14 protein-coding genes, 1 tRNA gene and 1 pseudogene are annotated in these 22,020 nt (G+C 57.1%); 10 read left to right on the forward strand and 6 right to left on the reverse strand.

The window, feature by feature from the left end; translation table 11 throughout:
• Positions 1-33: 33 nt before the first annotated feature.
• Complete coding sequence (locus QE435_RS15820; RefSeq protein ID WP_349041957.1) at positions 34-3,852, reverse strand: peptidoglycan-binding protein; 3,819 nt, start codon at positions 3,850-3,852, stop codon at positions 34-36.
• A 339-nt stretch (positions 3,853-4,191) separates the two neighbouring features.
• Here QE435_RS15820 and QE435_RS15825 point away from each other — a divergent pair, with 339 nt between their 5' ends.
• The 6 genes from QE435_RS15825 (at position 4,192) to QE435_RS15850 (ending at position 12,118) form a co-directional block, all read left to right on the forward strand.
• Positions 4,192-5,985 carry an acyl-CoA dehydrogenase C-terminal domain-containing protein gene (locus tag QE435_RS15825; protein ID WP_349041958.1) on the forward strand — a complete coding sequence of 598 codons (1,794 nt, stop codon included), beginning with the start codon at positions 4,192-4,194 and terminating at the stop codon, positions 5,983-5,985.
• Between the two features lie 69 nt (positions 5,986-6,054).
• Positions 6,055-7,263, forward strand: coding sequence for an acetyl-CoA C-acetyltransferase (locus QE435_RS15830; RefSeq protein ID WP_296105704.1), 1,209 nt, complete (start codon positions 6,055-6,057; stop codon positions 7,261-7,263).
• Positions 7,264-7,411: 148 nt separating this feature from the next.
• Positions 7,412-9,628, forward strand: coding sequence for an FAD-dependent oxidoreductase (locus QE435_RS15835; RefSeq protein ID WP_349041959.1), 2,217 nt, complete (start codon positions 7,412-7,414; stop codon positions 9,626-9,628).
• A 273-nt stretch (positions 9,629-9,901) separates the two neighbouring features.
• Positions 9,902-10,306: a hypothetical protein gene (locus QE435_RS15840; protein WP_309772349.1), complete on the forward strand. Its 405-nt coding sequence runs from the start codon at positions 9,902-9,904 to the stop codon at positions 10,304-10,306.
• Between the two features lie 237 nt (positions 10,307-10,543).
• Positions 10,544-10,619, forward strand: a tRNA-Phe gene (locus tag QE435_RS15845).
• Positions 10,620-10,810: 191 nt separating this feature from the next.
• Complete coding sequence (locus tag QE435_RS15850) at positions 10,811-12,118, forward strand: tyrosine-type recombinase/integrase (protein WP_349041960.1); 1,308 nt, start codon at positions 10,811-10,813, stop codon at positions 12,116-12,118.
• A gap of 6 nt (positions 12,119-12,124) precedes the next feature.
• Here QE435_RS15850 and QE435_RS15855 read toward each other — a convergent pair whose 3' ends face one another.
• Positions 12,125-13,750 carry a recombinase family protein gene (locus QE435_RS15855; RefSeq protein ID WP_349041961.1) on the reverse strand — a complete coding sequence of 542 codons (1,626 nt, stop codon included), beginning with the start codon at positions 13,748-13,750 and terminating at the stop codon, positions 12,125-12,127.
• Between the two features lie 254 nt (positions 13,751-14,004).
• Here QE435_RS15855 and QE435_RS15860 point away from each other — a divergent pair, with 254 nt between their 5' ends.
• The 4 genes and pseudogenes from QE435_RS15860 to QE435_RS15875 all read left to right on the forward strand — a co-directional run.
• Positions 14,005-15,117: a flagellin gene (locus tag QE435_RS15860; protein WP_349041962.1), complete on the forward strand. Its 1,113-nt coding sequence runs from the start codon at positions 14,005-14,007 to the stop codon at positions 15,115-15,117.
• A gap of 101 nt (positions 15,118-15,218) precedes the next feature.
• Positions 15,219-15,665: a DUF6641 family protein gene (locus QE435_RS15865; protein WP_349041963.1), complete on the forward strand. Its 447-nt coding sequence runs from the start codon at positions 15,219-15,221 to the stop codon at positions 15,663-15,665.
• Between the two features lie 311 nt (positions 15,666-15,976).
• Positions 15,977-16,384, forward strand: coding sequence for a hypothetical protein (locus QE435_RS15870; RefSeq protein WP_349041964.1), 408 nt, complete (start codon positions 15,977-15,979; stop codon positions 16,382-16,384).
• A pseudogene (locus QE435_RS15875) lies at positions 16,372-16,752 on the forward strand (DUF2958 domain-containing protein); the annotation flags it as partial. The gene QE435_RS15870 and the pseudogene QE435_RS15875, both read left to right, overlap by 13 nt.
• A 10-nt stretch (positions 16,753-16,762) precedes the next feature.
• On the opposite strand, the gene QE435_RS15880 reads toward QE435_RS15875, so the two are convergent.
• From QE435_RS15880 to QE435_RS15895, 4 genes are all read right to left on the reverse strand, one after another.
• The gene (locus QE435_RS15880; RefSeq protein WP_349041965.1) at positions 16,763-17,677 is read right to left on the reverse strand and encodes a hypothetical protein; all 915 of its coding nucleotides are present in this window, start codon (positions 17,675-17,677) and stop codon (positions 16,763-16,765) included.
• A gap of 54 nt (positions 17,678-17,731) precedes the next feature.
• Positions 17,732-18,985, reverse strand: coding sequence for a hypothetical protein (locus tag QE435_RS15885; RefSeq protein ID WP_349041966.1), 1,254 nt, complete (start codon positions 18,983-18,985; stop codon positions 17,732-17,734).
• Positions 18,986-19,055: 70 nt separating this feature from the next.
• Positions 19,056-20,768: a hypothetical protein gene (locus QE435_RS15890; protein ID WP_349041967.1), complete on the reverse strand. Its 1,713-nt coding sequence runs from the start codon at positions 20,766-20,768 to the stop codon at positions 19,056-19,058.
• Positions 20,769-20,869: 101 nt separating this feature from the next.
• A complete protein-coding gene (locus QE435_RS15895; protein ID WP_349041968.1) occupies positions 20,870-21,802 on the reverse strand; it encodes a hypothetical protein in 933 nt (310 codons plus the stop codon).
• Positions 21,803-22,020 lie beyond the last annotated feature (218 nt).

The raw sequence follows: 22,020 nt of genomic DNA on the forward strand, positions 1-22,020 counted from the left end.
CCCGGCCCTTTAACATTTCTGTTTTTCGCTCAATTACTTGTTGCGGGCGAGAAGCGCTGTCACCAGCTCGTCGGTAATGCGACCGTCCGGAGTCTGACCCACGGATTTCTGGAATTCCCGAATGGCGGCGACCGTGGTCTTGCCAAGCTTGCCGTCCGGCGTACCAGCCTTGAAGCCGTTATTGTTGAGGATGGCCTGAATGTTGCGGATCGCCTTTTGCATGTCGACGGAGGAGGTCTTCACGCCGCCGGCATTGGTCCACTCATCGGGAAGGTTCACCGAGTTGGCGTCTTCATTGAGCGGCGTCACTTTCCACGCGTCGACCTTGGCCTTGGCGCTGGCAAGCTGCTCCGGCTTCATCGCCTTTGCCACGTCGTCACGCTTCTGGGCCGAATCGGCATCGCCATCGCGTGCGGCGATGGCAAACCACTTATAGGACTCTTCCAGGCTCTGCTGAACACCGCTGCCGCGCGCGTAGAGGATCGCGAGGTTGAACTGGCTATCGCGAACGCCGAGTTCGGAGGCCTTGATGAACCAGTCCGCCGCCGCCTTGTAATCCGGCTGGCCAGCGGCATCAGAGGTCAAGAGAACGGCGAGGTTGTGCATCGCGCCGGCGTTACCCTGGCTTGCAGCCATTTCGTAATAGCGTTTGGCTTCCGGCAGATTGCGTTCGACGCCATTTGCCTTTTCATACATGTTGCCGAGACGATATTGCGCCGGTGCGAAACCGCGGTCTGCCGAAAGCTTGTACCATTTCGCCGCCTCTGCACGGTCGGCCTGGACGCCAACGCCATCTGTATAGCGTGCGGCGATTTCAAAGAGCGCTAGCGCGTCGCCTTTGCCCGCTGCCTCTGCCAGAGAGGCGGGCGTGATGGCAGCCGGAATGGCGATGGCCGGTTCGGCCTGTGGCGCGGCGGTATCGGGTTGGCTCGTATAGGTGCTGCCCATATCGGTCTGCGGTGTCGCACTCGGCTGAAGCCGCTCCGCCACGCCCAGTTCAGCGCGGGGTGCTGCGACATTGATGGCAGGTGCCTCTTGCGGCAGAGGTGCGCCGCCAATCGGCCGCGTGTCGATCAAATGACCCTGTTTATCGGCATCGCTCTGCATCCGGTCGGCTTCCGCCTGAGCGGTCTCGTCAACCGGGGCGGTTGAGGGCTCTGTAACGGCTTGGTCGGCCACTCCCGGAATGGCAGACAATGCAATACCGGACTGAGCGTCGACCGCGCTTGTCGTCAGCCGTTGAGCGGGAGGTGCATCGGAACCGACAAGTGATTTGACCACGGGCATGGCCATCATCGCCAGAAGAATGGCGCCAATGCCAAGCAGAAGTGGGCGACGATAGCGCGCCAGCATGGACGCGCCCTTGGGGCTGCGACCGCTTTTTGCCGACCCGGAGTTTGGCGCTCTTTCGGGCATGGTTTCAAGTGCGGCGGCCTGGGCGGCACGACGTGCGGCCGCGATGAAATCGGCGCGGTTGTCGCCGTCCTTATCGCCAGCGCGTTGAGCGTTCTGGCTGGCGCGAACACGCTCCAGAATCTTCTTCACATCCGGAGCACCGGAGCCTGGCTCCAGGAGTTCATTTTCATCGTCGGACGAGAGAAAATCGATCGGATCGAGAGCCGGTGCGGGGTTGACGCTGGTGCGCGCGTTTGCTGCGGCAGACCCTTCTGCCTCGGATCTGGCTGCACCCGATTTGAACCGGCGGGTCAGGCTGGCAAGCAGGCCCTGCTTTTCTTCGGCAACAGGTTTTGCCGCTGCGGGAGGCGCAAAGGTGGTAGCAGTATCCCCATCGTAGGAAGATGTCGCGGTCGCAGCTGCCAGCGAGGAGAGACTTTCTTCCGAGAAGCTGGCGAATGGCATCGGAGGGTTCGATGAGGCCGGATGCTCTTGCTCATAGGCAGACTGAGAGCCACGGCGATCATCCAGCGCGTCCAGGCGGCTTGCAATCTGCAGCAGGGTTTCGTGCAGCGCCTCGAAAGTGCGGTGAGTGCGTTCATCGGTATTGCGGCTCAGGCCTTCGAGTTTGCGAAGGTCGTTCGCCAGCTCCGAGAGCAACACCATGTCCGCGGGGCTCGCGGTCTGCGCCAGGTTGTTGCGCGTGTGCGCTTCCAGCACGGCTTCCGCTGCCTGCCGTGCGGCCTCGATGATATATTCGTCATTGGACGCCATATAGTCTTCGATCGCGCTCATCCGCGCATCGAGCTCCGGCGACATGCCCATCGGCTGAGCGTGGCTCTGCTCGTTCAGCATCGAGGACAGATTGGCGATGTGGCTTTCGAGGCTCGCCAACGCACCCGGATCCGTGTCGCGGGAGCGAGAGGTCTCGTCGAGCTTGGCGGCAATCTTGCCGAGACGGTCTTCAAGGCGAAGGAAGGCAGAATCATAGGCTGCGGTTTTACCGGATACCGGTCGCGTCTCAATATCGTCGATGCGGCGAGCAATCTTGTCCAGCCGCTCGGCCAGCTTGTCATTCACCGCGCCATTGTCGAGCAGATCGATCTTCTTGGAAATGTCGATGAGGAACGACGTCAGTTCGGGCTGCGTCGATGCGCGCTTGGATTGCTCAAGATAGGCGGAGAGTTGGTCGAGTTGCTCGGTGAGCTTCGAGATGTGGCGATCCGATGACAGCTCCTCGATGCGGTTTGCCAGCGCATCGAGACGGCCCGTCAGCGCGTCGGACGGCTTGTCCTTCTCAGCGCTCATATCCTTCAACTGGTCGAGCTGACGCGCCAGGCCGTTCAGGCGGTTCTCAAGTCGTTCGGCCAGCGCGCCATCGGCAGAGTGCTGAGCGCGCGTGGACGTGGCGGCAATCGCGCGGCTGATTTCATCCAGACGCTGGTCGAGACCGGAGAAATGTTCGGTGAGGACATTCTCGTTCGGCTGAATGCGGCGGCCCAGCTGCTCGACAAAACCCGCCATGGTGATGAGCTTGTCTTCCAGCGCGCGGATGGCCGGGCTGTTATTGGCATTGCCAAGGTCGCTCTTGATGTCGTCAAGCCGATAGGCAAGCGCGACGATCTCTTCTTTCAGCGCTGTCTGGTCGAAGCCACGCAACGTGTCTTCGACCTCGTCCCAGCGACGCTCCATCTTGTGCATGCTGTCTTGGCGAGCCATCTGCTCCACCAGCGAGCGTAGCTCTTCTACCTCAGAGCGCAGTGCCTGGGAATCCGGTCCGGACGTCGCGCTGAGGCGGTCGATGCTTGCGGCAAGACGGGCAACGTCTTCGCGAATATCCTCGGCGAAATCCTGATTTTCGGCAAAGGAGCGGATGTTGCGCAACTCGCTGCGAACACCCTGCATCTCTCGGGCAACTCCTTCGGAGAGTTCGTTCTTCAATTCCTGTCGCAGGTTGACGAGTGCTTCGGCCACTTCGCGCAACGCTGCGTCGCCCTGAGAGGCTTGCGCAGGGGCGGCTGGTGCTGCACGCAACGGGCGGCTGCGCTCGACACGCGATGCTTCGACCGGTGCTGCCGGCCGCGCGCGATAGGCCGGAATGGCGGTGGAGGCACGGTAATCCTGCTCGTCGTAACGGCGCGATTCCGGCTGCGCTGTACTGCGAGCAGACCGCGGAGCGTCGTAGCCGTCGCGACCCCAACGATCGTCGAGCGCCTGCTGACGGCGTCGAATTTCATCGACCGGGTCGAAGCGGCGCGACTCGGGCTCGCGCTGGGCACGGGATGGAGCAGGTGCGCGCTCTGGCGGGCGTTCGGCAGGGGGCTCGCGACGGTTTCGTTCCATCGGCCCGCCCAGCAGGTCTTCCAGGCGTGCTTCCAGGCCTTCAATGGTGCGATTGAGCGCGTCCAGCGACGATCTGTCACTCTGTCCTCGGGAATTCGATCGCAATCCGCTCATCTTCCTGCTCGCTTCGTCTTTGCCGTTTTACCTGTCCACCGACTGGAGAGGGGTATGCCGTTCGTCCTCGCTGGAACTGCGTCGTTTCCGAAGCACTTCCTTAAAACAGGACAATTGCCTATCTATGGTTAATTAAAAGTTAATTAGAATTTACTGCTTTAATACTTTCTTTATGGCTCCGCGGGGCGGAACTTAGTCAAAGTTGCAATATGTTGTTGCGAGTCGAGACGATGGGAAAAATCTCGCCAAAGACATTTGACGTTTACGCGCACGTCAAATATTGTGAGGTCATCTTGAGGCCGGATAAGGTCCGGCGAACGATGCGGAGGAACATCGGTAATGCCTGTGTACAAGGCCCCTGTCAAAGACACTCTTTTTATTCTGAACGACGTTCTGGGTCTGGAGCGCTACAACAACCTGCCCGGTTTCGAAGACGCAACGCCCGACATGATCGAGGCGATTACCGGCGAGGCTGCGAAGCTTGCCGAAGAACAGCTTTTCCCGCTCAACCTTTCCGGCGACCAGCAGGGCTGCAAGCGTGCCGAAGACGGCTCGGTTTCCGTGCCGGACGGTTTCAAACAGGCCTATGATGCTTATTGCGAAGGCGGCTGGAGCGGTCTTGCCGTGCCGGTCGAGTTCGGCGGGCAGGGGCTTCCCTACACGCTGCACGCCGCCGTCGGCGAATTCATGTCGTCCGCCAACCTGTCCCTGATGATGTATCCAGGCCTGACGCAGGGCGCGATCGCCGCGATCCTCGTGCACGGTACGGATGAGCAGAAGCAGACCTATCTGCCCAACATGGTGGCTGGCACGTGGTCCGGCACCATGAACCTGACCGAGCCCCATTGCGGCACCGATCTCGGCCTTTTGCGCACCAAGGCGGTTCCGCAGGGTGACGGCACCTACAAGATATCCGGCCAGAAAATCTTCATCTCCGCCGGCGAACATTCGATGACAGACAATATCGTGCATCTGGTACTCGCCCGTATCGAAGGGGCACCTGAAGGTACCAAGGGCATTTCGCTCTTCATCGTGCCGAAGTTCCTGGTCAATGCCGATGGCTCGCTTGGCGAGCGTAATGGCGTCGTCTGTGGTGCGATCGAGCACAAGATGGGCATCCACGGCAACGCCACCTGCGTCATGAATTATGACGACGCGACCGGCTTCCTCATCGGTGCGGAGAACAAGGGCCTCTCGGCCATGTTCGTGATGATGAACGAGGCGCGCCTCGGCGTCGGTCTTCAGGGTCTCTCGATTGGCGAGATTGCCTACCAGAACGCTGCAAACTATGCCCGCGATCGCATCCAGGGCCGCTCGCTCTCCGGTGCCAAGCACCCGGACAAGAAGGCGGACCCGATCATCGTCCACCCCGACATTCGTCGTTCGCTGATGACGATCCGCGCTTATAACGAAGCCGGCCGCGCCTTCCTTCTATGGACCGCGTTGCAATCGGACATTGCACATCGTTCGACCAATGAAGCGGAGCGACAGGCGGCGGATGACCTGCTCGGCCTCGTCACTCCGATCGTCAAGGGTGTGCTGACCGACAAGGGCTTCGACCACGCGGTTGCTGCCCAGCAGGTCTATGGCGGTCATGGCTATATCGAAGAATGGGGCATGAGCCAGTATGTCCGCGATGCCCGTATCACCATGATTTACGAAGGTGCCAACGGCATCCAGGCGCTCGATCTGGTTGGTCGCAAGCTCGGTCTCAATGGTGGCCGCGCCGTCATGGCGCTCTTCAAGGAGATCGGCGATTTCTGCGAGGAGAACCGCGCGAACGAAAATCTGGTCGTCTACACCAAGGGCCTGAAGAAGGGCTTGAACGATCTGCAGGCTGCAACCATGTGGTTCATGCAGAATGCCATGGCAAAGCCTGACAATGCCGGTGCAGGCTCCACCGACTACATGCACCTCTTCGGTCTGGTGGTCCTTGGTTACATGCACGCCCGTATGGCCAAGGCAGCGCAAGCTTCGCTGGCGTCCGGTTCTTCCGACGAGGAATTCCTGAAGGCAAAGCTCGTCACCGCGCGCTTCTTCATGGAGCGGTTGATGCCGGAAACCGTGCTGCGCAAGACCCGCATCGAAGCTGGCAGCGACACGATGATGGAACTTGCTGCCGAAGCGTTCTGAGTTGGGCGAGGAGGCCGCATGCGGCCTCCAACGATTTTCAGGCAGTCAGCTGCCACAGGGAGATGAGATATGACCGACGTTTTTATTTATGACCACGTCCGCACCCCGCGCGGACGTGGCAAGAAGGATGGCAGCCTGCACGAGGTGCCGTCCGTTCGTCTTGCCGCCAAGACGCTGGAAGCCATCCGCGACCGCAACGGGCTCGATACGGCGACCGTCGATGACATCATCATGGGCTGTGTCGATCCGGTCATGGATGCCGGTGCCGTGATCCCGAAGGCGGCAGCGTTTGAAGCTGGCTACTCCACCAAGGCGCCGGGCATGCAGATCTCGCGCTTCTGTGCCTCGGGCCTCGACGCCGTCAACTTCGCCGCCGGCAAGGTCGCCGCAGGCTCGGACGAGATCGTCATTGCAGGCGGCGTGGAAAGCATGTCGCGCGTCGGCATGGGCATGTCGGGTGGTGCCTGGTACATGGACCCGTCGGTCAATTTCCCCGCCTACTTCATGCCGCAGGGCGTCTCGGCCGATCTGATTGCCACGAAATACGGCTTCTCCCGCGACGACGTGGATGCCTATGCAGTGGAAAGTCAGAAGCGTGCAGCGCACGCCTGGGAAAACGGCTACTTCAAGAACTCCGTCGTTCCGGTGAAGGACCAGAACGGTATCACCATTCTTGACCGTGACGAACATATGCGTCCGGGCACCGACATGCAGGCGCTCGCCTCGCTCAACGCCTCCTTCCAGATGCCGGGTGAAATGGGCGGCTTCGAAGCCGTCGGCATCATGGCCCATCCTGAAGTGGAGCGGATCAATTATGTCCACCACGCCGGCAACTCCTCGGGCATCGTTGATGGCGCAGCTGCGGTGCTTGTTGGTTCCAAGGCGGGTGGCGAAAGCATGGGTCTGAAGCCCCGTGCGCGCATCCGGCACTTCGCCAATATCGGCTCTGATCCCGCACTGATGCTGACCGGTCCCGTGGACGTGACAGAGAAGCTTCTGAAGAAGACGGGCATGTCGATTGCCGATATCGACCTCTTCGAACTCAACGAAGCCTTTGCCGCCGTCGTTCTGCGCTACATGCAGGCCTTCGACATCAGCCACGACAAGATGAACGTCAATGGCGGCGCCATTGCCATGGGCCATCCGCTCGGTGCCACGGGCGCTATGATCCTCGGCACCGTTCTCGACGAACTGGAACGCCGCGATCTCAACACCGCGTTGGTCACGCTCTGCATCGGTGCAGGCATGGGCACCGCGACGGTGATCGAGCGGGTTTGATAGGCTGAGGCTGAAACTGCGCCGGCCCCTCCGTCATCCTCGGGCTTGACCCGAGGATCCACCCCCGGCGCTTGGATCCTCGGGTCAAGCCCGAGGATGACGAGGAAAGCGAAGCGGCCATTACGATTCAGGGAAGAGGAATCCCACAATGAGCACTTACACCAATTTCAAAGTCGAAACCGATGCAGACGGCATTGCCCTTGTCACCTGGGACATGCCGGAAAAATCCATGAACGTCTTCACCGCCGAGGTGATGGAAGAGCTGAACGCCATCGTTGATGCAACGGTGGCCGACGCTGCCGTCAAGGGCGTGGTCTTCACCTCCGGCAAGAGCACCTTCTCCGGCGGCGCCGATCTCTCCATGATCAAGTCGATGTTCTCCTTCTACCATGAGGAGAAGACGAAGAACCCGGATGAAGCAGCCCAGAAGCTCTTCGATCTGGTCGGCAAGATGAATGGCCTGTTCCGCAAGATCGAAACCAATGGCAAGCCGTGGGTGTCCGCCATCAACGGCACCTGCATGGGCGGCGCCTTCGAACTGTCGCTCGCCTGCCATGGCCGCGTGGCTTCGAGCGCGAAAAGCGTCAAGATCGCGCTTCCGGAAGTCAAGGTCGGCATTTTCCCCGGCGCGGGCGGAACGCAGCGCGTTTCGCGCCTGACAGATGCGCAGTCGGCGTTGCAGATGATGACGACCGGCCAGTCTCTGACTGCCCAGCGCGCCAAGGCGATGAACCTCGTGCATCAGGTGGTGGAGCCGGATCAGCTGATTCCGGCTGCCAAGCAGATGATCAAGGATGGTCTGAAGGCCGTCGCCCCATGGGACGAAAGAGGCTTCAAGGCACCGGGCGGTGGCATTTGGACGCCGGCGGCCGCACAGTTGTGGCCAGCCGCACCCGCGATCCTGCGCCGTGAAAGCGCCGGTAATTATCCGGCGGCTCTCGCTATCCTGAAATGCGTCTATGAAGGTCTGCAATTGCCCTTCGATACCGCATTGAAGGTCGAGCAGCGCTACTTCACCGAGATCCTTCGTTCGAAAGAAGCCTTCGCGATGATCCGCTCGCTGTTTATCTCCATGCAGGAGCTGGGCAAGGGCGCGCGCCGCCCTGCCGGTCAGCCGAAGAGCGACCTGAAGCATGTTGGCGTTGTCGGCGCTGGCTTCATGGGCGCCTCCATCGCCTATGTCACGGCTGTGGCAGGTCTCGACGTCACGCTGATCGACCGCGATGAGGAAGCCGCAGCCAAGGGCAAGACGACCTGCGAAGGTCTGGTCAAGGGCTCGGTTGACAAGGGCCGGATGACGCCGGAGGAGGGTGCCGCCATTCTCGCACGCATCACGCCGACGTCGGATTACAGCGCACTGAAGACTGCAAACCTCGTGATCGAGGCCGTGTTCGAAGACCGCGATGTGAAGAAGGCTGTGATCGAACAGGTGGAAGCGGTTCTGCCGGAGGGCGCCATCTTTGCTTCCAACACCTCGACGCTGCCGATCACCGGCCTCGCAAAGAACTCCAAGCGCCCGGGGGACTTCATCGGCATTCACTTCTTCTCGCCCGTCGAGAAGATGATGCTGACCGAAGTGATCCTCGGCAAGGAAACCGGCGACAAGGCGCTCGCCGTCGCGCTGGATTACGTCGCCAAGATCAAGAAGACCCCGATTGTCGTCAATGACACGCGCGGCTTCTTCGTCAACCGCTGCGTGCTACGCTACATGGCGGAAAGCTATGAAATGCTGATCGAAGGCGTTCCGCCGACGATGATCGAAAACGCCGCGAAATTCGCTGGCATGCCGGTCGGTCCGCTGGCGCTGAACGATGAAGTGGCAATCGACCTTTCCTACAAGATCCTGAAGGCAACGGCGGCCGATCTCGGAGACAAGGCCGTCGATCCGCGCCATATGGAGTTGGTCAAGAAACTGGTGGAAGATGAAGGCCGTTTCGGCCGCAAGAATTCCAAGGGCTTCTACGACTACCCGCCAAAGCCCGCCAAGAAGTCTCTCTGGCCCGGCCTGAAGGACCTCTACGCGCAGAAGAAGCCAGAAAACGTCGATATGGATACTCTGAAGCAGCGCTTCCTCGTCACTGTCGCACTGGAAGCGGCCCGCACGGTGGAAGAGGGCATCGTCACCGATCCGCGTGAGGCCGATGTCGGCTCCATCCTCGGCTTCGGCTTCGCGCCCTATACAGGCGGCGCGTTGTCCTACATCGACGGAATGGGTGTCGCGAATTTTGTGGCGCTGGCCGAAAAGCTCGAGGCTGAATATGGCCCGCGCTTTGCCCCGACCCCGCTTTTAAAGGATCTGGCTGCCAAGGGCGAGACCTTCTACGGTCGCTTCGACCCCTACGCCAAGGCTGCCAAGGCCGCTTGAGCGGAACAGTTCGAAACAACAAGAAGGCGGCCATCGGTCGCCTTTTTCTTTTGTGCGACAGCATCGGCCGGAAAATCGGACTCGATTTTCGGAAAGCACGATGCGTGGATCAAAGAAGATTGAGCGTCCTTGTGCGTCCAATAGGACGCTCGGCCTCTAGCGCGTCGCGCTTCCTCCAGGCGACACTGCATCCTTTTCTCCCCTCCGGCGTTTGGAGAGGGAGTTCTCCTGAGCACGATCGGGAGCCCAAGGATTTTCCAAAAGGAGATGTGAATGAGAGCGCCCGCACGATCCCACGGTTTCGACAAACCAGCCGACTTGGAGGACGAACTGGCCCAGTTGGACGAAGAGCGAGCCGACGGCACACTCCAAACGCTCGATAGGCGCCCAGCTCCGCCAAAACCCGGTAGAAAGCCTGCGGAAGAAGCGTCGTTGCGCGCGCAGATCGCCGAGCTACGCCGCGACCTCGATGAGGTTCGTCGAGACGTCGAGAAACTGAGCGCATCGCGCAACACGCCATCACGCTCTGCCTCCGACGTGTCAAACTGGTTGCCAGTGGTGCGCTCGGTGGCCATCACCTCGCTCGCCAGCCGGATTTTTGCCTCGTCACCAATGATTGCCCTGATGGTAGCGGCCGTTCCGTTCGCGTTAGGCCTCACCGCAGGATCGAAACAGTAAGCCTTCGATTGGCGCATAAGAGCGGCCCCTCAAGCTTGAGAGGCGAGGAGCAGATTGCTTCCTCACCTCTCTCGTTTTGGTATCGTTAGAGGCTCTAAAAAAGCCCGAAGAAAAACTGTCAAAAAAGTTCGCCTGGGCGCTTGCCATGGCCGAACAAGCTGCTATAACCCCGCTCACTTCCGGGGCGGAACACTCCCCGGCGCTTCAAAAAGCGAAGGTTCTTCAAGAGCCTGTAGTGCCCGGATAGCTCAGTTGGTAGAGCAGCGGATTGAAAATCCGCGTGTCGGTGGTTCAAATCCGCCTCCGGGCACCATTAAATCCTTAATATCATTGGTGTTTTGAAAAGCTCTTTGATCCTGCTTGCGCTGGAAATACGCTAGCGCACATCTAGCACACCCCACAAAATTGCTCTTTCCCTTCAAGGCTCGTCCTGCCTGCTACGGCCTGGATTAGCGCAGCTTTAACGCAGGCGTGCTAGCAACGTAACCGATCGCGGAGAGTTTCATGTTGCAGCGTACCAAGCAGCCATTTGCCCTGTTTCAACGCCCCGGTGGGACCATATGGTCGGTCCGCTTTTCAGCGGGTGGCAGACAGGTTCGAAAAAGTCTTGAGACCGAGAATTATGAAGAAGCTCATCACAAGGCCTATCAGATATGGAGCGAAGCCAACTATCGCGTGAAGAATGGCTTCACAGCGGTTGTCCGCCCCTTCTCCGAAGTCGCAGAGGAATTTATCAAGCTGGTGATCGCGGAAAGTGAACGAAAGGACCGGAGTGAGTATCACCCACGCGATTGGCCTCCCGTTATCCGGCGCTACCTTGTCGGCTTCTTCGGAAATAAGCCGATTGATACCATCCGTGAACCCGACATCGAACGCTATATGGAGTGGCGGCGCAATTACTGGGTGTCCGGTCCGGGTAAGGATATCGAGTTCATCCGATATGAACGCAATGGTAAAATCCTGCGACGTTCGGCGCGTCATGAAGTTCCGACGGTGAGCAGGCAGAGGGGTGAGTTGACCATCGTCAGGGCGTTGTTTCAGCAGGCCGTTAAATGGGGTTATTGCGGTAAGCTCGATATTCCTGACATCAAGGTTCGCAAGCGGATTGATAACAGTCGCCCCAGCTTTACGCCGGAGGAATTCGAAACCCTCATCGGTACCAGCCTTCAGCGCATTTACCCTGATCATAGCGGGCAGGGAACGCCGATCCGAGGGCGCGATGGCCGGGTATGGCGGCAGTTCCGGCAGAACATGCATGTGATTTCCGACAGGCTGAAACTCCACGCCCACATCGAAATCGCTTCGGGTACGGGCATGCGACCGACTGAACTCAAGAACCTCAATTGGGGCCATGTCGTCGGCTTCCGCTCTGTGCGTCTTAGCAAGCTGGCAGAGCAGGATGTGCGGTTTCAGGTGCAGGGAAAAGGCAAGCATGGCGCCGTCGTGCCACAGCTATCTGTTATTCCATGGCTCCACGCGCTTTGGGATGCTTTCGAACGTGAGCTTGGGCGGGAGCCACATGATGACGATCCTGTATTTGCCGATCAGAATGGTCAACGCATTCAGAGTTTCAAAAAAGGCTTCTCAGAGCTTTTGAAAGTTTGCAATCTACAGACGGACTTTCGTGGCGTGGCGCGCACGACATATTCGCTACGGCACTACTATATCTCGGAGATGATAGCGCGGGGCGTGGATGTATATGACATCGCTCGAAATACGAGAACCTCTATTGCGATGATCGACAAGCATTACGGTCAGGTGAGCACCGAGCGCCGCAAGGATCAGCTGAGGCCGGATCATAAGGAGTGGTGAAGGCGGTTACTCAGAGACAGGCCGGAAAACACCAATAACCTTGCCGTCTTTGATCCCGTAGGCGGTGATACCGTTCCCGACCACGACGACTGCCGATAGGTTTGCGCTGTCGAAACAGATATCCGAGATAAGTTCGGCGACTGCTGCATGCGCTTCTGCGCGTAAAATGTATCGCGCGTTGGCATCCGCCGCTTCCTCCCACGCCCGCCGCAGAGCTGCCAGGCGATTAAGGGTTCCAGCTTCATCGCAATTGCGTGCTGAGAGCCGTTGACGCTCCTGCTGGCGATCCCGCAAGTCATGCTCTGCCGCGTAACGTTCGCTCTGTCGTAGACGGAGCAACGCGATAAGGGTTTCCAGTGATTGGCTGTCATCCTCTATGGCGGCGGCAAGCCTATGCTCCTTGCGCCGTAGCTCTTCGATGCTGATCGCCAGAACGGCGATTGCCTCATCCATCTTGATCACAGCGTCATTGGTTCTTTGCCGTTGCAGGACGGTGGCAAAATCTAGCTCCCTGACATTATCCAGAATGGCAGCTTCGAATGGCTCATAACGGAAATGCCGGGTGCCATCCGTGCATCGCTGTCCACGAACGTAATTGCTGCATACGAGATATCGACCGTTCTCATTCCCCTTGACGCGACTGAACTTGATCGTCATAGGCCCGCCGCAGTGGGCGCAGTGACAAAGGCCAGTGAACAGATTGGCGAAGGTGTTACCCTTTCGGCCTGGTCTGCCGGGATTGTTGCGCATGGCTTGCACCCGCAGGAATAACTCCTTGTCGATGACGGCGGGGAAATAACTCTCTATCGGATCGCCATCGGGGACGCGCTTGCCGTCCTGCATGCGATGCGGCTGGAATGTGCCGATGACATCATGACGGCGCAGCAAAGCCTTAATGATGCTTTGATACCATCCGTTCCTGCTCTTGAACGCCGGAACGCCGTCCCAATTGAGCTTGCGCGCAATCGCCGTCGCGCCTAGCCCACGTGCTGCCATCTCGTAGATCGCCTTCACCGCTTCTGCATGATCATTGAGAGTGAAGCTATAAGAGTTCGTCCCGGTTCGCGCTGCGTCGATCCATGCAGGTGTAACGCTGGTAATCTGACCGTTGCCGTCTCTGGCACGTTCGCGCTTTCGTGTGTTCGCCGCCCGCACCCGCTCGCTCTTGGTTTGGCTTTCTTCATGTCCACGCGACATCACCGCAAGGCCGATGATAAGCTTGGTCCAGTCCCCATTGAGTGTGTCACGGCTGTAAACCTGCCGATCTTCACCAAGCGTCGCAATGGTGATCCCGGCATTGATGATCGCCATGAACAGCGTCAGAGCATCCGGCACGGCTTCGCGCGAAAGCCTGTCAAGACTTTCGATCAGCAGGTAGCTCCCTTTTGGTACCTCTCCGCTTTCCACCATCGCCAGAAACCTGCCAAGCGCACCCTGTTTGAAGTTCCTGCCCCTCCACGCGCTGACACCCAGATCCTGCAAGCTATCGTCCAGAAGCAGAGAGTGTTCATCCGCAAAGGCCCGCGAGCGCTCAAGCTGCCTGCGCAAGCTGTCGCCGCGAAGCTGTTTGGCGGTGCTCATACGGACGTAGGAATAGGCGCGGGTCGGAAGCGCGCTCTTATCGTTGCTCATGTCTCTGCCTCCTGATATCGCGTGCCGCTAACATAGCGGCGCTGGAGGGGCGAGCGAGGGCATGAAGCGCAATTGGCTAAAACAGCGTGCGCATCTGGCTTGCGGGATGAGATTGCAGGAGTGCGATGCAAATCATCGCAGGTTTAAGGAGATTAGTGCATCCAGCATGGTTAAGAGAAGGTTAATTGCACGCGAGCGCAAACGTCTATGCGAGGACGATGGCGTGGCTGGCGGGCATAGGGTCCGAGGCGACAATGACCAGTATCCTGACGAACCATTCCGCCATGGCCGCGCTGCAAACGCTTCAAGCCGTCGGAACAAATCTAACCGAAACGCAGCAGCAGGTCAGTACCGGCCTGCGAGTAGGTCAGGCATCAGACAATGTCGCCTATTGGTCGATCTCGACCACTATGAAATCTGACCAAAAAGCCCTAACAGCAGTTTCGGATGCGATAGGTATCACACGCGCTGTTCTCGATACCACTTACGCTGGACTCGATGCCATTATGGGAGAGTTCATGTCCATAAAATCCCTTTTAGTGACCGCAGCATCAATGCCCACGCCTGATGTTTCTTATCTTTACAGTACGAGTGACGACTGGAAAACCGTCGATCCCCTCTATGCGCAATCGCAACAGGCCAAGGTGGCAACGGATATCGATCACCACATGCAGCAGATAAGATCGATCTTTATGAGTTCATCCTTTGCAGGGACTAACCTTTTATACATGCAAGATAACAGCTCTGTGGAGGCAAAGGACGTCGTCAATACCTTTGTGACCGGTTATGTTCACGGACAGATTATGAAAGTCGAAATTCCGTTGACCGATACTCTCCTCGTTAATGATAGTCATAAGGACGAGGCTACCTTCTCGAATATGGACCCTGGAAATGGAGGTCTTTTCGATCCTTCTTTCAGCCTATCTGTCACAGGTTCCGACGGAATACGACGCTCTACAGGCATAAAGACGTTCACCAATTGGAGCGTGAGTGCATCTGGCGGGCGGACCGAACCTATAATCCACAGCAACGACATGGTTCGCACAGTTGAGATGTACACCCAAAAATATGGAGCAGATCGTCATGATGCTTGGGATCAGGTAATACGCCAATGGGACGAGCGTTTGGGAAAACTGACAGATTTAATGGCTCGTGTAGGGAGCATTCAACAGTATATGGAAAGGACAGATCAGCTCTTGATGGTCAAAAGGGCGTCTATTGAAAAAGGTGTTAGCAGACTTGTTGATGCCGAGATGGAAGACGCATCAGCGAGACTCGCCGCGGTAAAGACGCAACAACAGCTTGCGTTACAATCGCTCCAGATCGCCAACGAAAACCCCCGAAGGTTACTCGTCCTCTTCGGTTGACCTGTACTCGTTCAAAAATGGATATCAAATATCCACTCGCCCTTTTGGCAGACGGCTATATCCCGGAACACACGTTCAACGGTTTCGGAAAGGATTACAGCATGTCTCATCTCAAGGCTCTCAAGCTTACGTCTGCCGTTCCAGTTCGCGCCACTGCCGACCCGGTTCAGCGGGCGCGGGAAAAGATGGTAGCGGCACTGGCAGAGCAGAAGCTGATGGCAGAGGCAAAGATTGCCGGTCAGGCCTTCACCCCCACACATATTGTCCGCAGAAAGAACGCCGAAGGGCAGCGCGTCGAGGTCGAAACGCCGAAGCGCGTCCGTCAGGGCTGGTTCACGGACGCGGCGGGCAAGGTCTTCTTCGTGCTGCGCTATGCTGGCAAGTCCATCGACGTCGCCAAGGACAAGAACGCAATCGAGGTCGGAGAGCTGGCAGCTCTTCCCGCGATCATCGATACGCTGGTTGAGGCGGTACGCGCTGGTGAACTTGATGCGCAGTTGACCGCCGCCGCTGTCGAGCGGGGCAAAATGCTGCGCAAGGCGAAGTAAGTAGCGCAGTCTTCTTCAATGTATGTCCGAACCCCATGAGATGGTATCCATCTCATGGGGTTCGTGTTTCTGCCTATGGGTCCAATGGAGCGTCAACGGCACGCGTCTCGCTCTGACCGCTGTCATGCTGCACTTTGAGGCTTGGCCGCATTCCTTGATATGTCTGTGCTTCTGAATGATAGCGCCGGATGTTGACCCCGCCCTCTGTCTCCCTGCTGGCTCCATCGGATATTCTGATCGCTTTCCGCCTCTTTGCTCGCTCTTTCGGGCCAAAGGCAGTTTTCTCCCGCCGGAACAGAAGCGGGAGCCACATGCGAGAGCAAAAAAGATCGCGCCGCCACGGCGACAACGACAATCAGAAGGACGCAGAGCAGGCACGGATCGATCTGGCTCTGCTATTCATGACCGAAATGCATGTGGGTGCTTTCCCCTTCCATAAACAAAAGGCCACGAGATCATCGTTGGACCTCGCTTACGAAATAGACGGGGTTACTCACCGCCGCAGCTATCTATCACCCCTGTCCTGGCGTGCGATCATGCTATTTGCGCTCAATGATGGCAAAACCGTCACCGTCCACGAGATAGACAGGCCGGGACGGTATCAACGGCTCTTTCCAAGGACCTTGATGCGACGCCTTATTGGCATGCGCGACCGGACGCGGATTTCCCGCCGGTTGCCCGCCTTTATGATCCGACAGGGCAAGCCGTTATGTTGCTGACCCGTAGCCGTTTTTGCGGTCATGCCGTTGATGCTCTCCACAATCTCGCAGATGGCAAGCCTGTGTTTCAGCCATTGTGGATTTCCGATATCATGGCGCTACGCCCAATGCTTGGCATCGAATTCGTTCGGGATGAGACCTTCACAGCAACTTTCCCGATCAGCACCTATATCAAGGCAGCGGCCAATACCGGGCGCATTCTCGATACGCCTGACTTATCAGAACTGGACCTTTCCGACACTGTTCCGTCGCTCTCGTCGCCACAGCCTACGCCAGTCATCTCCCGCATCTTCGACCAGCAATGTCGAGAGCATACACAGATGGAACAGCTTCGCGGGCGGACGATCTACGAGGATTATGGATTCTAGCGTGCACCGCCTATGGTTTTGCTACGACAACTCGATCCGGACGACCCGACAGGCAGCTCCTCAAAAAGTCGCGGCGATCCAGTAAATGTTCCGATCCCATACGAAGGCCTTGAACCGCGTACTTCGTCGCGATGACCTCGTTGCCCTTCTTCATTTCAGTTCTTGTGTGGCGAAAATGGCTTTTACCTGAAAACTCCTTTAGCACGATGTTTTCGCAACGATAGACTGTGCAGCCTTTGCTAACAGCCTCCATCGCAAGCAAAGTGTCCTCCCCAAGTCCGGTATGCGGCGGAGTAAGAATTTGAGGCCTGTCCGATAGCCTGAAGTTCCTGACAATGAAAATGCTGCCCTTAAGGTCGTGGTTGCCGGAAAACACATGATTGTCCCGATACAAAACCGGATCAGCAGACCATATGGTGTTCTGCCCCGGCAGCTTTCCCGGATTAATCGGGAAGAACATGTCGATGTCGTCATAGGCGCTGGAAGCATTCTTTGCCATTTCCGAAAAGAATGCTGCACCGCTATTATGGTTGGGGCTATCATAGAGAATAGCATCATCGTCCATGATGATCCCCCAAGGATGGTCACTTGCGTAGAATGCTTGGAGAGCAGCATTCCGATTGAGAACAACGGATTGCGCAGGCGCGTTGATAACACTACCGCCACGCGCCGCTAAACGACCAAGTTCCGGCGCACTCTTCAGGGCAAGCGGTTGCCAGTTGGAGGCGATGACGTGAACAGGGATATCGGTCATCAGCTCCCACCAACGAAGTTGCTTTTCGATATCGAGCCGCCGTGCGATCCGATGTTGCGGATCATCCGGCATGAAGGAAACGATATAGGCTGCGAATAGGCCGCCCGATGGGTGCGGCGTGTCAGGGAATGTGACGGGTATGCTTCCATAGCTCTTGTCGATGGTGGGCATTGGTAAACCTTCGATTTGGATGGGTTTGGATGTGGTTTTGGCAAAGACACGACCTCAACGGTCGTCGTCCTCCAAGCCGCTGCTTGCACTGTAGTGTCCGAGAAAACGCTTGTATCGTGCGATCTCAGTCACGGGCGTCTGGCTTGAAAATATGGCATCGAATCCCGCCCACGCTTGCCGGATATGCCAAGGGGTTTGGCCCTTGGTACTGGTTTCCGCCTCGGCCAAGCGATTGACCTCGGCCAGCGCAGTGACCTCCTTGAAGACCTCATGGTGAGACAGCATTTGTATTCCTAGCGTGTCCCAGCCCGTAGCGCTGTTGGCATTCGCCGGATTGAAGTCTCCGATCGTTGCTCGGTCACCAAGCGGGCTTGAAAACGGAAACCGTGCCTGCCGATCCAGCGCGGACCAGTGATCAGGAAAGTGATAACGCAAGAACCGCATATCCTGCCGGTCATAAGTGATGCCGGTCGTGATCTGCTTGTTGACCTGCACAATCCTGAATGCGAGCGAGCTGTCGTAGCTAATCGTAATATCGGCGCGCAAATGCTTGCGGAGCGCCCTTTGCAAGCCAGTTAGCATGACGCCAACACCTGGTTGCGCGGTGCCGAGAACATGAATCCAGCGCAGGCCATCTAGTTGTTTGTTATCTCGCATTTTTATAAACAATTCTGCCCACAGAGCGAGATCAAGTTTCATTGCGCCCGCAAGGGCAATGCCTTCAAGGTCTGACTGGTAAGGCGCGACGGCCTTCTGCCAAATCCGCGCTTCTTTCCGATCGCGGCCTTGCATGACGCTAAGCAAGCGCATATCGGAATTCGCTCGCTTCTCAATCGCATAGCGGATACTGTCCAGCGTTACGTCCAAACAGTCCGTCAAGCTACGGTACTTCCCGCCCTTGATATCAAGGGCTCGCGTCGGGACATCAAGAATGATGCCGACATCGCAATTTTGCTCTTGCCATGCCAAAGATTTCGGACGGAACGTTTGCAAAGGTTCCTTGAGGCCGTTGTTGATCTCGGTGAAGCCGCCGCTATCTCCAACAATGATTGTGCTTTTTCGATCCCGTTTCGAGATGATCGTCTCGTTTGCCTCGTAGACGCCGAAAGCCGCACTATGCAGGCCTGCATGATAATGAAACAAGGAGCTTGCGGGATCGAGATAGTTCAGGTCGCGAGGGGTCAGGCCCGCAGGCATCCTGCGGACTGCGTGCTCTGAATACTGGATGGGAAACCGCGCAAAGGTTTCGTTGATAGCCGGGAGAAAAAGGGCATGGTTTTCCGTGCCGACGGAGAGATCGGTTGGCATACTAGGCATCCTGTCTTTTAAAAAGATTAGCGAATGGCAGCGCGGGTAGAACCCGCGCCATCTTTAGCAATCATGGGCTATTGGGAAGTTTAAACGGTGCGACAAGCGCGGCGGTACGGTCGCCGCTAGTCGTCAACGCTGGGATGTACACCTCATAGCTGAAGTGTTGTGTCGCAAACGCTAAGCAGAGCCCTGTATGGCGTTCTGCTCTCACCGTGATTTGACCAATAACAGGGAGCGTCGCAATGATCTGGCTGACCCGGTAGAAGTCACCAGCCATCACCTCGACGTCAGTAACCAACCCGGTTCCGGTCACGTCCCTCGCATCGTCCTTTTTGGACGAAACAATCTTCCAGGACGTCGGGCTCAAACTATGCTTCTGTCGTATGCCCGCCGCTTTACCCACAGGCTTTGTCGCAATCGCGACATACCCGTCATGGCGACTTTTCCACGCTACTAGGCTGATGTGACCTTCGATAGAAGGGGTGAGCCGCTTCAGATCAATAGTGAGCGGCAGGTTGCCTTGAGTAGAACGCAGGGGCTCAACAAGCACACCGACGTTCCGCCCATTGTCCTTCTCATCAGCCGCAGCCTCTGTCTTCACCTCAAAGCGGAAGACGCCCGAAGTCTTTCCAGCTGAAGAAACCTTTCCAGAGAACACCTTACGGCGTTCGCGGTCAGCGATGTTGGCTTCCATGATCCTGCGTTCGCGAGTACGAAGATGGCAAGGAGCGTCGAGTACCTCCGAAAACAACCCTACAATCGGTGTTGCACGAACGATAACCGAAGAACTGACAAGTATCGGAGAAATCACGACCGGTTCACCATCAACAAACACAAAATGTCGAAATGCGTTGCGAAAACCGTGCTCAGGATCTTCTGGATCATCAAGAGGGTCTGCCAAAGCCGTCGTTTCCTCTTCGGCAACCATCTGTCCAGCCTGAAGCAATTCGCCAAGGCGATCCACCAACGGGTCAATGACTTCCATGTCGAGCAGCGCCTGCTCCAGCCGCTCGTCCGTGGCAGCGAGCGTCACACCAACGCTCGTTTGGGAGCCATCTTCGTAGATGAAGCCGAGCTTGACCACGGCGCCATCACTCGGCTTGCCCTGTTCCAGTTGCTTGCGTGCTCGCTCAATTCGTTCATTGCGCACAGTTGCTGGATCGAGCGCGATCTTTGCTGTTCGCCTAGCAGGTTGCCTCTTGCCGCCGTTAAGATCCCTTTGCAGACCAGCAATTCTCGCCATTCCGCCCTTTTCATCAATAAGCTTCACGAGCGTTTCGATCCCGGCTTCATCCGCGGGATAGGCATCCGGCTTGGCCATCACGCGCGCCGCAAGCCACTCGACCGAAAGCGCCATCCGATCAAGGAAAGCAGAACGGGCTTTTTTTGCCTTGTCGTCAGAGGCACGAGCGCCGAAAGTGGCCACTGTCGCCGCCATGTATTTGTGCCCGCTTTTCGGTACATCGAGCATCAAGTCGGCAGCTTCCCCGGCCCAGTCGTAATTTGTACGATTGGCAATCTCAATTGCCAACATGGCAGCCGCATCTTTCAGCTTTGCGCGCGAGCCTTCGAATTCGCTCTGACTGTCCTGGCCAAGCGTGCGGCGCACATGGGACCATTCATCCCATGGAAACTGAGTAGCGGACGTTATTGCCTCTAGCGGAGCCGCGTTCGCTTCTGCGGCATGATTTGGGCTTGCCGCTGCAGATTCCGCAGTTGCTATTGATCCTTCGGACTCGGCTGGAAGCGTTGCGCGGGTTTTACTTGTCTTTTCGGCCATGGTCATAAACTCCTTATTGGCTTGTTTGAACCGCCATTAGGATGACCGAAAGCATGACGCTGATCTCACCGAGAAGTGCGGTGAAATCTTTGCTGATTGCTCTAGATAAGTCGCATATAATCTTTTAATATTAGATGCTTAGGAGGATTTCTACCTTTTCGCGCGATGGCTGTTTTTTGTGCAGCAAGAAACGCGTTGTACTTTCGGGCCACCAAAGCCGCCTGCACTAAGTCAAGCCGATAGAGCGAGCTGCGTTTCGCGACACTCTCTACTGACGCTATGCAGATAGCAATGCGGGCGGTTCTCGACGCGATCAACGGGAGTACATCATATTGTGGCAGACAATCGGCGTGATAGCGAACTTCGAGCTTTCTGAGATCGATCGGCGACTTCCGGTGTAGGTCTAGCTCAAGAAAATACAGGGCCTGACTTGCGTTTAACGATTGGGACCCGCGCCAAACAATTTGCCTTTTAACAAAGGACATAGAGGCACGACGCTTCGCGGCTGGAAGGGTTCGATCCGCCGTGAAGTATTGATCGGCCAGTCTATAACGCTCTGTTGCCTTGAGGGTTTTGTTGAACTGAAACGTCTCGTCGCTGATAGGCCGCGGGATACGTTCGTCCAAACGCTGCTCAAGCATGTCAACAATCCTGCGTTCATTAGGTAGCATGCCGTCTCGCATCACGCCTGCAATATGCTCGGTGACTTGATCGGCAGAACGAGGACTCACGGTAGAATCAAAATCGGACCGAAGGAGTTGAAACCAGAAGAGGTAATTGCGCGACATTTTCTGTCCGCTACCCGGTAAGGCAGTCCGTCCGGATTTCGACATAGCCGCGCTATATCGCCCGGCGTCGTAAAGCGGCTCTATACGATCTAAAAACTCAACCGCGCTGCCAGCATCAGGCGGATTCTCATCGTTATGAAAGCGATCACGTTTATCGGCAACGTTGCGGTAGATCGAGCGCGACAGGATTGAAGAATGAGGATTATAGGGCGAAATACCTGGAATGCGACGGGTTTTCGAAGTCATCACTTAAACCGTATGGCCTGGGATTGAGGGGAACGCTGTGACGTCCTGAGGATAACAACGTGTTTCTTTTAAAAAGATTAGTGGGGAAAATTTGGTCCGGTCGAACCTTGGTGGGATTTTGAATGTGTTGATGTTTGAGCAGCCATCGTCTTTGAAACATATCATGCTCGATATCTTCGTTCGAAGATATTTTCGGTCTCATTGAACCTTATCATCTG

The sequence above is a fragment of the Agrobacterium sp. SORGH_AS 787 genome (assembly GCF_030819035.1).
In the GTDB taxonomy this organism is placed as follows: Bacteria; Pseudomonadota; Alphaproteobacteria; order Rhizobiales; family Rhizobiaceae; genus Agrobacterium; species Agrobacterium larrymoorei_B.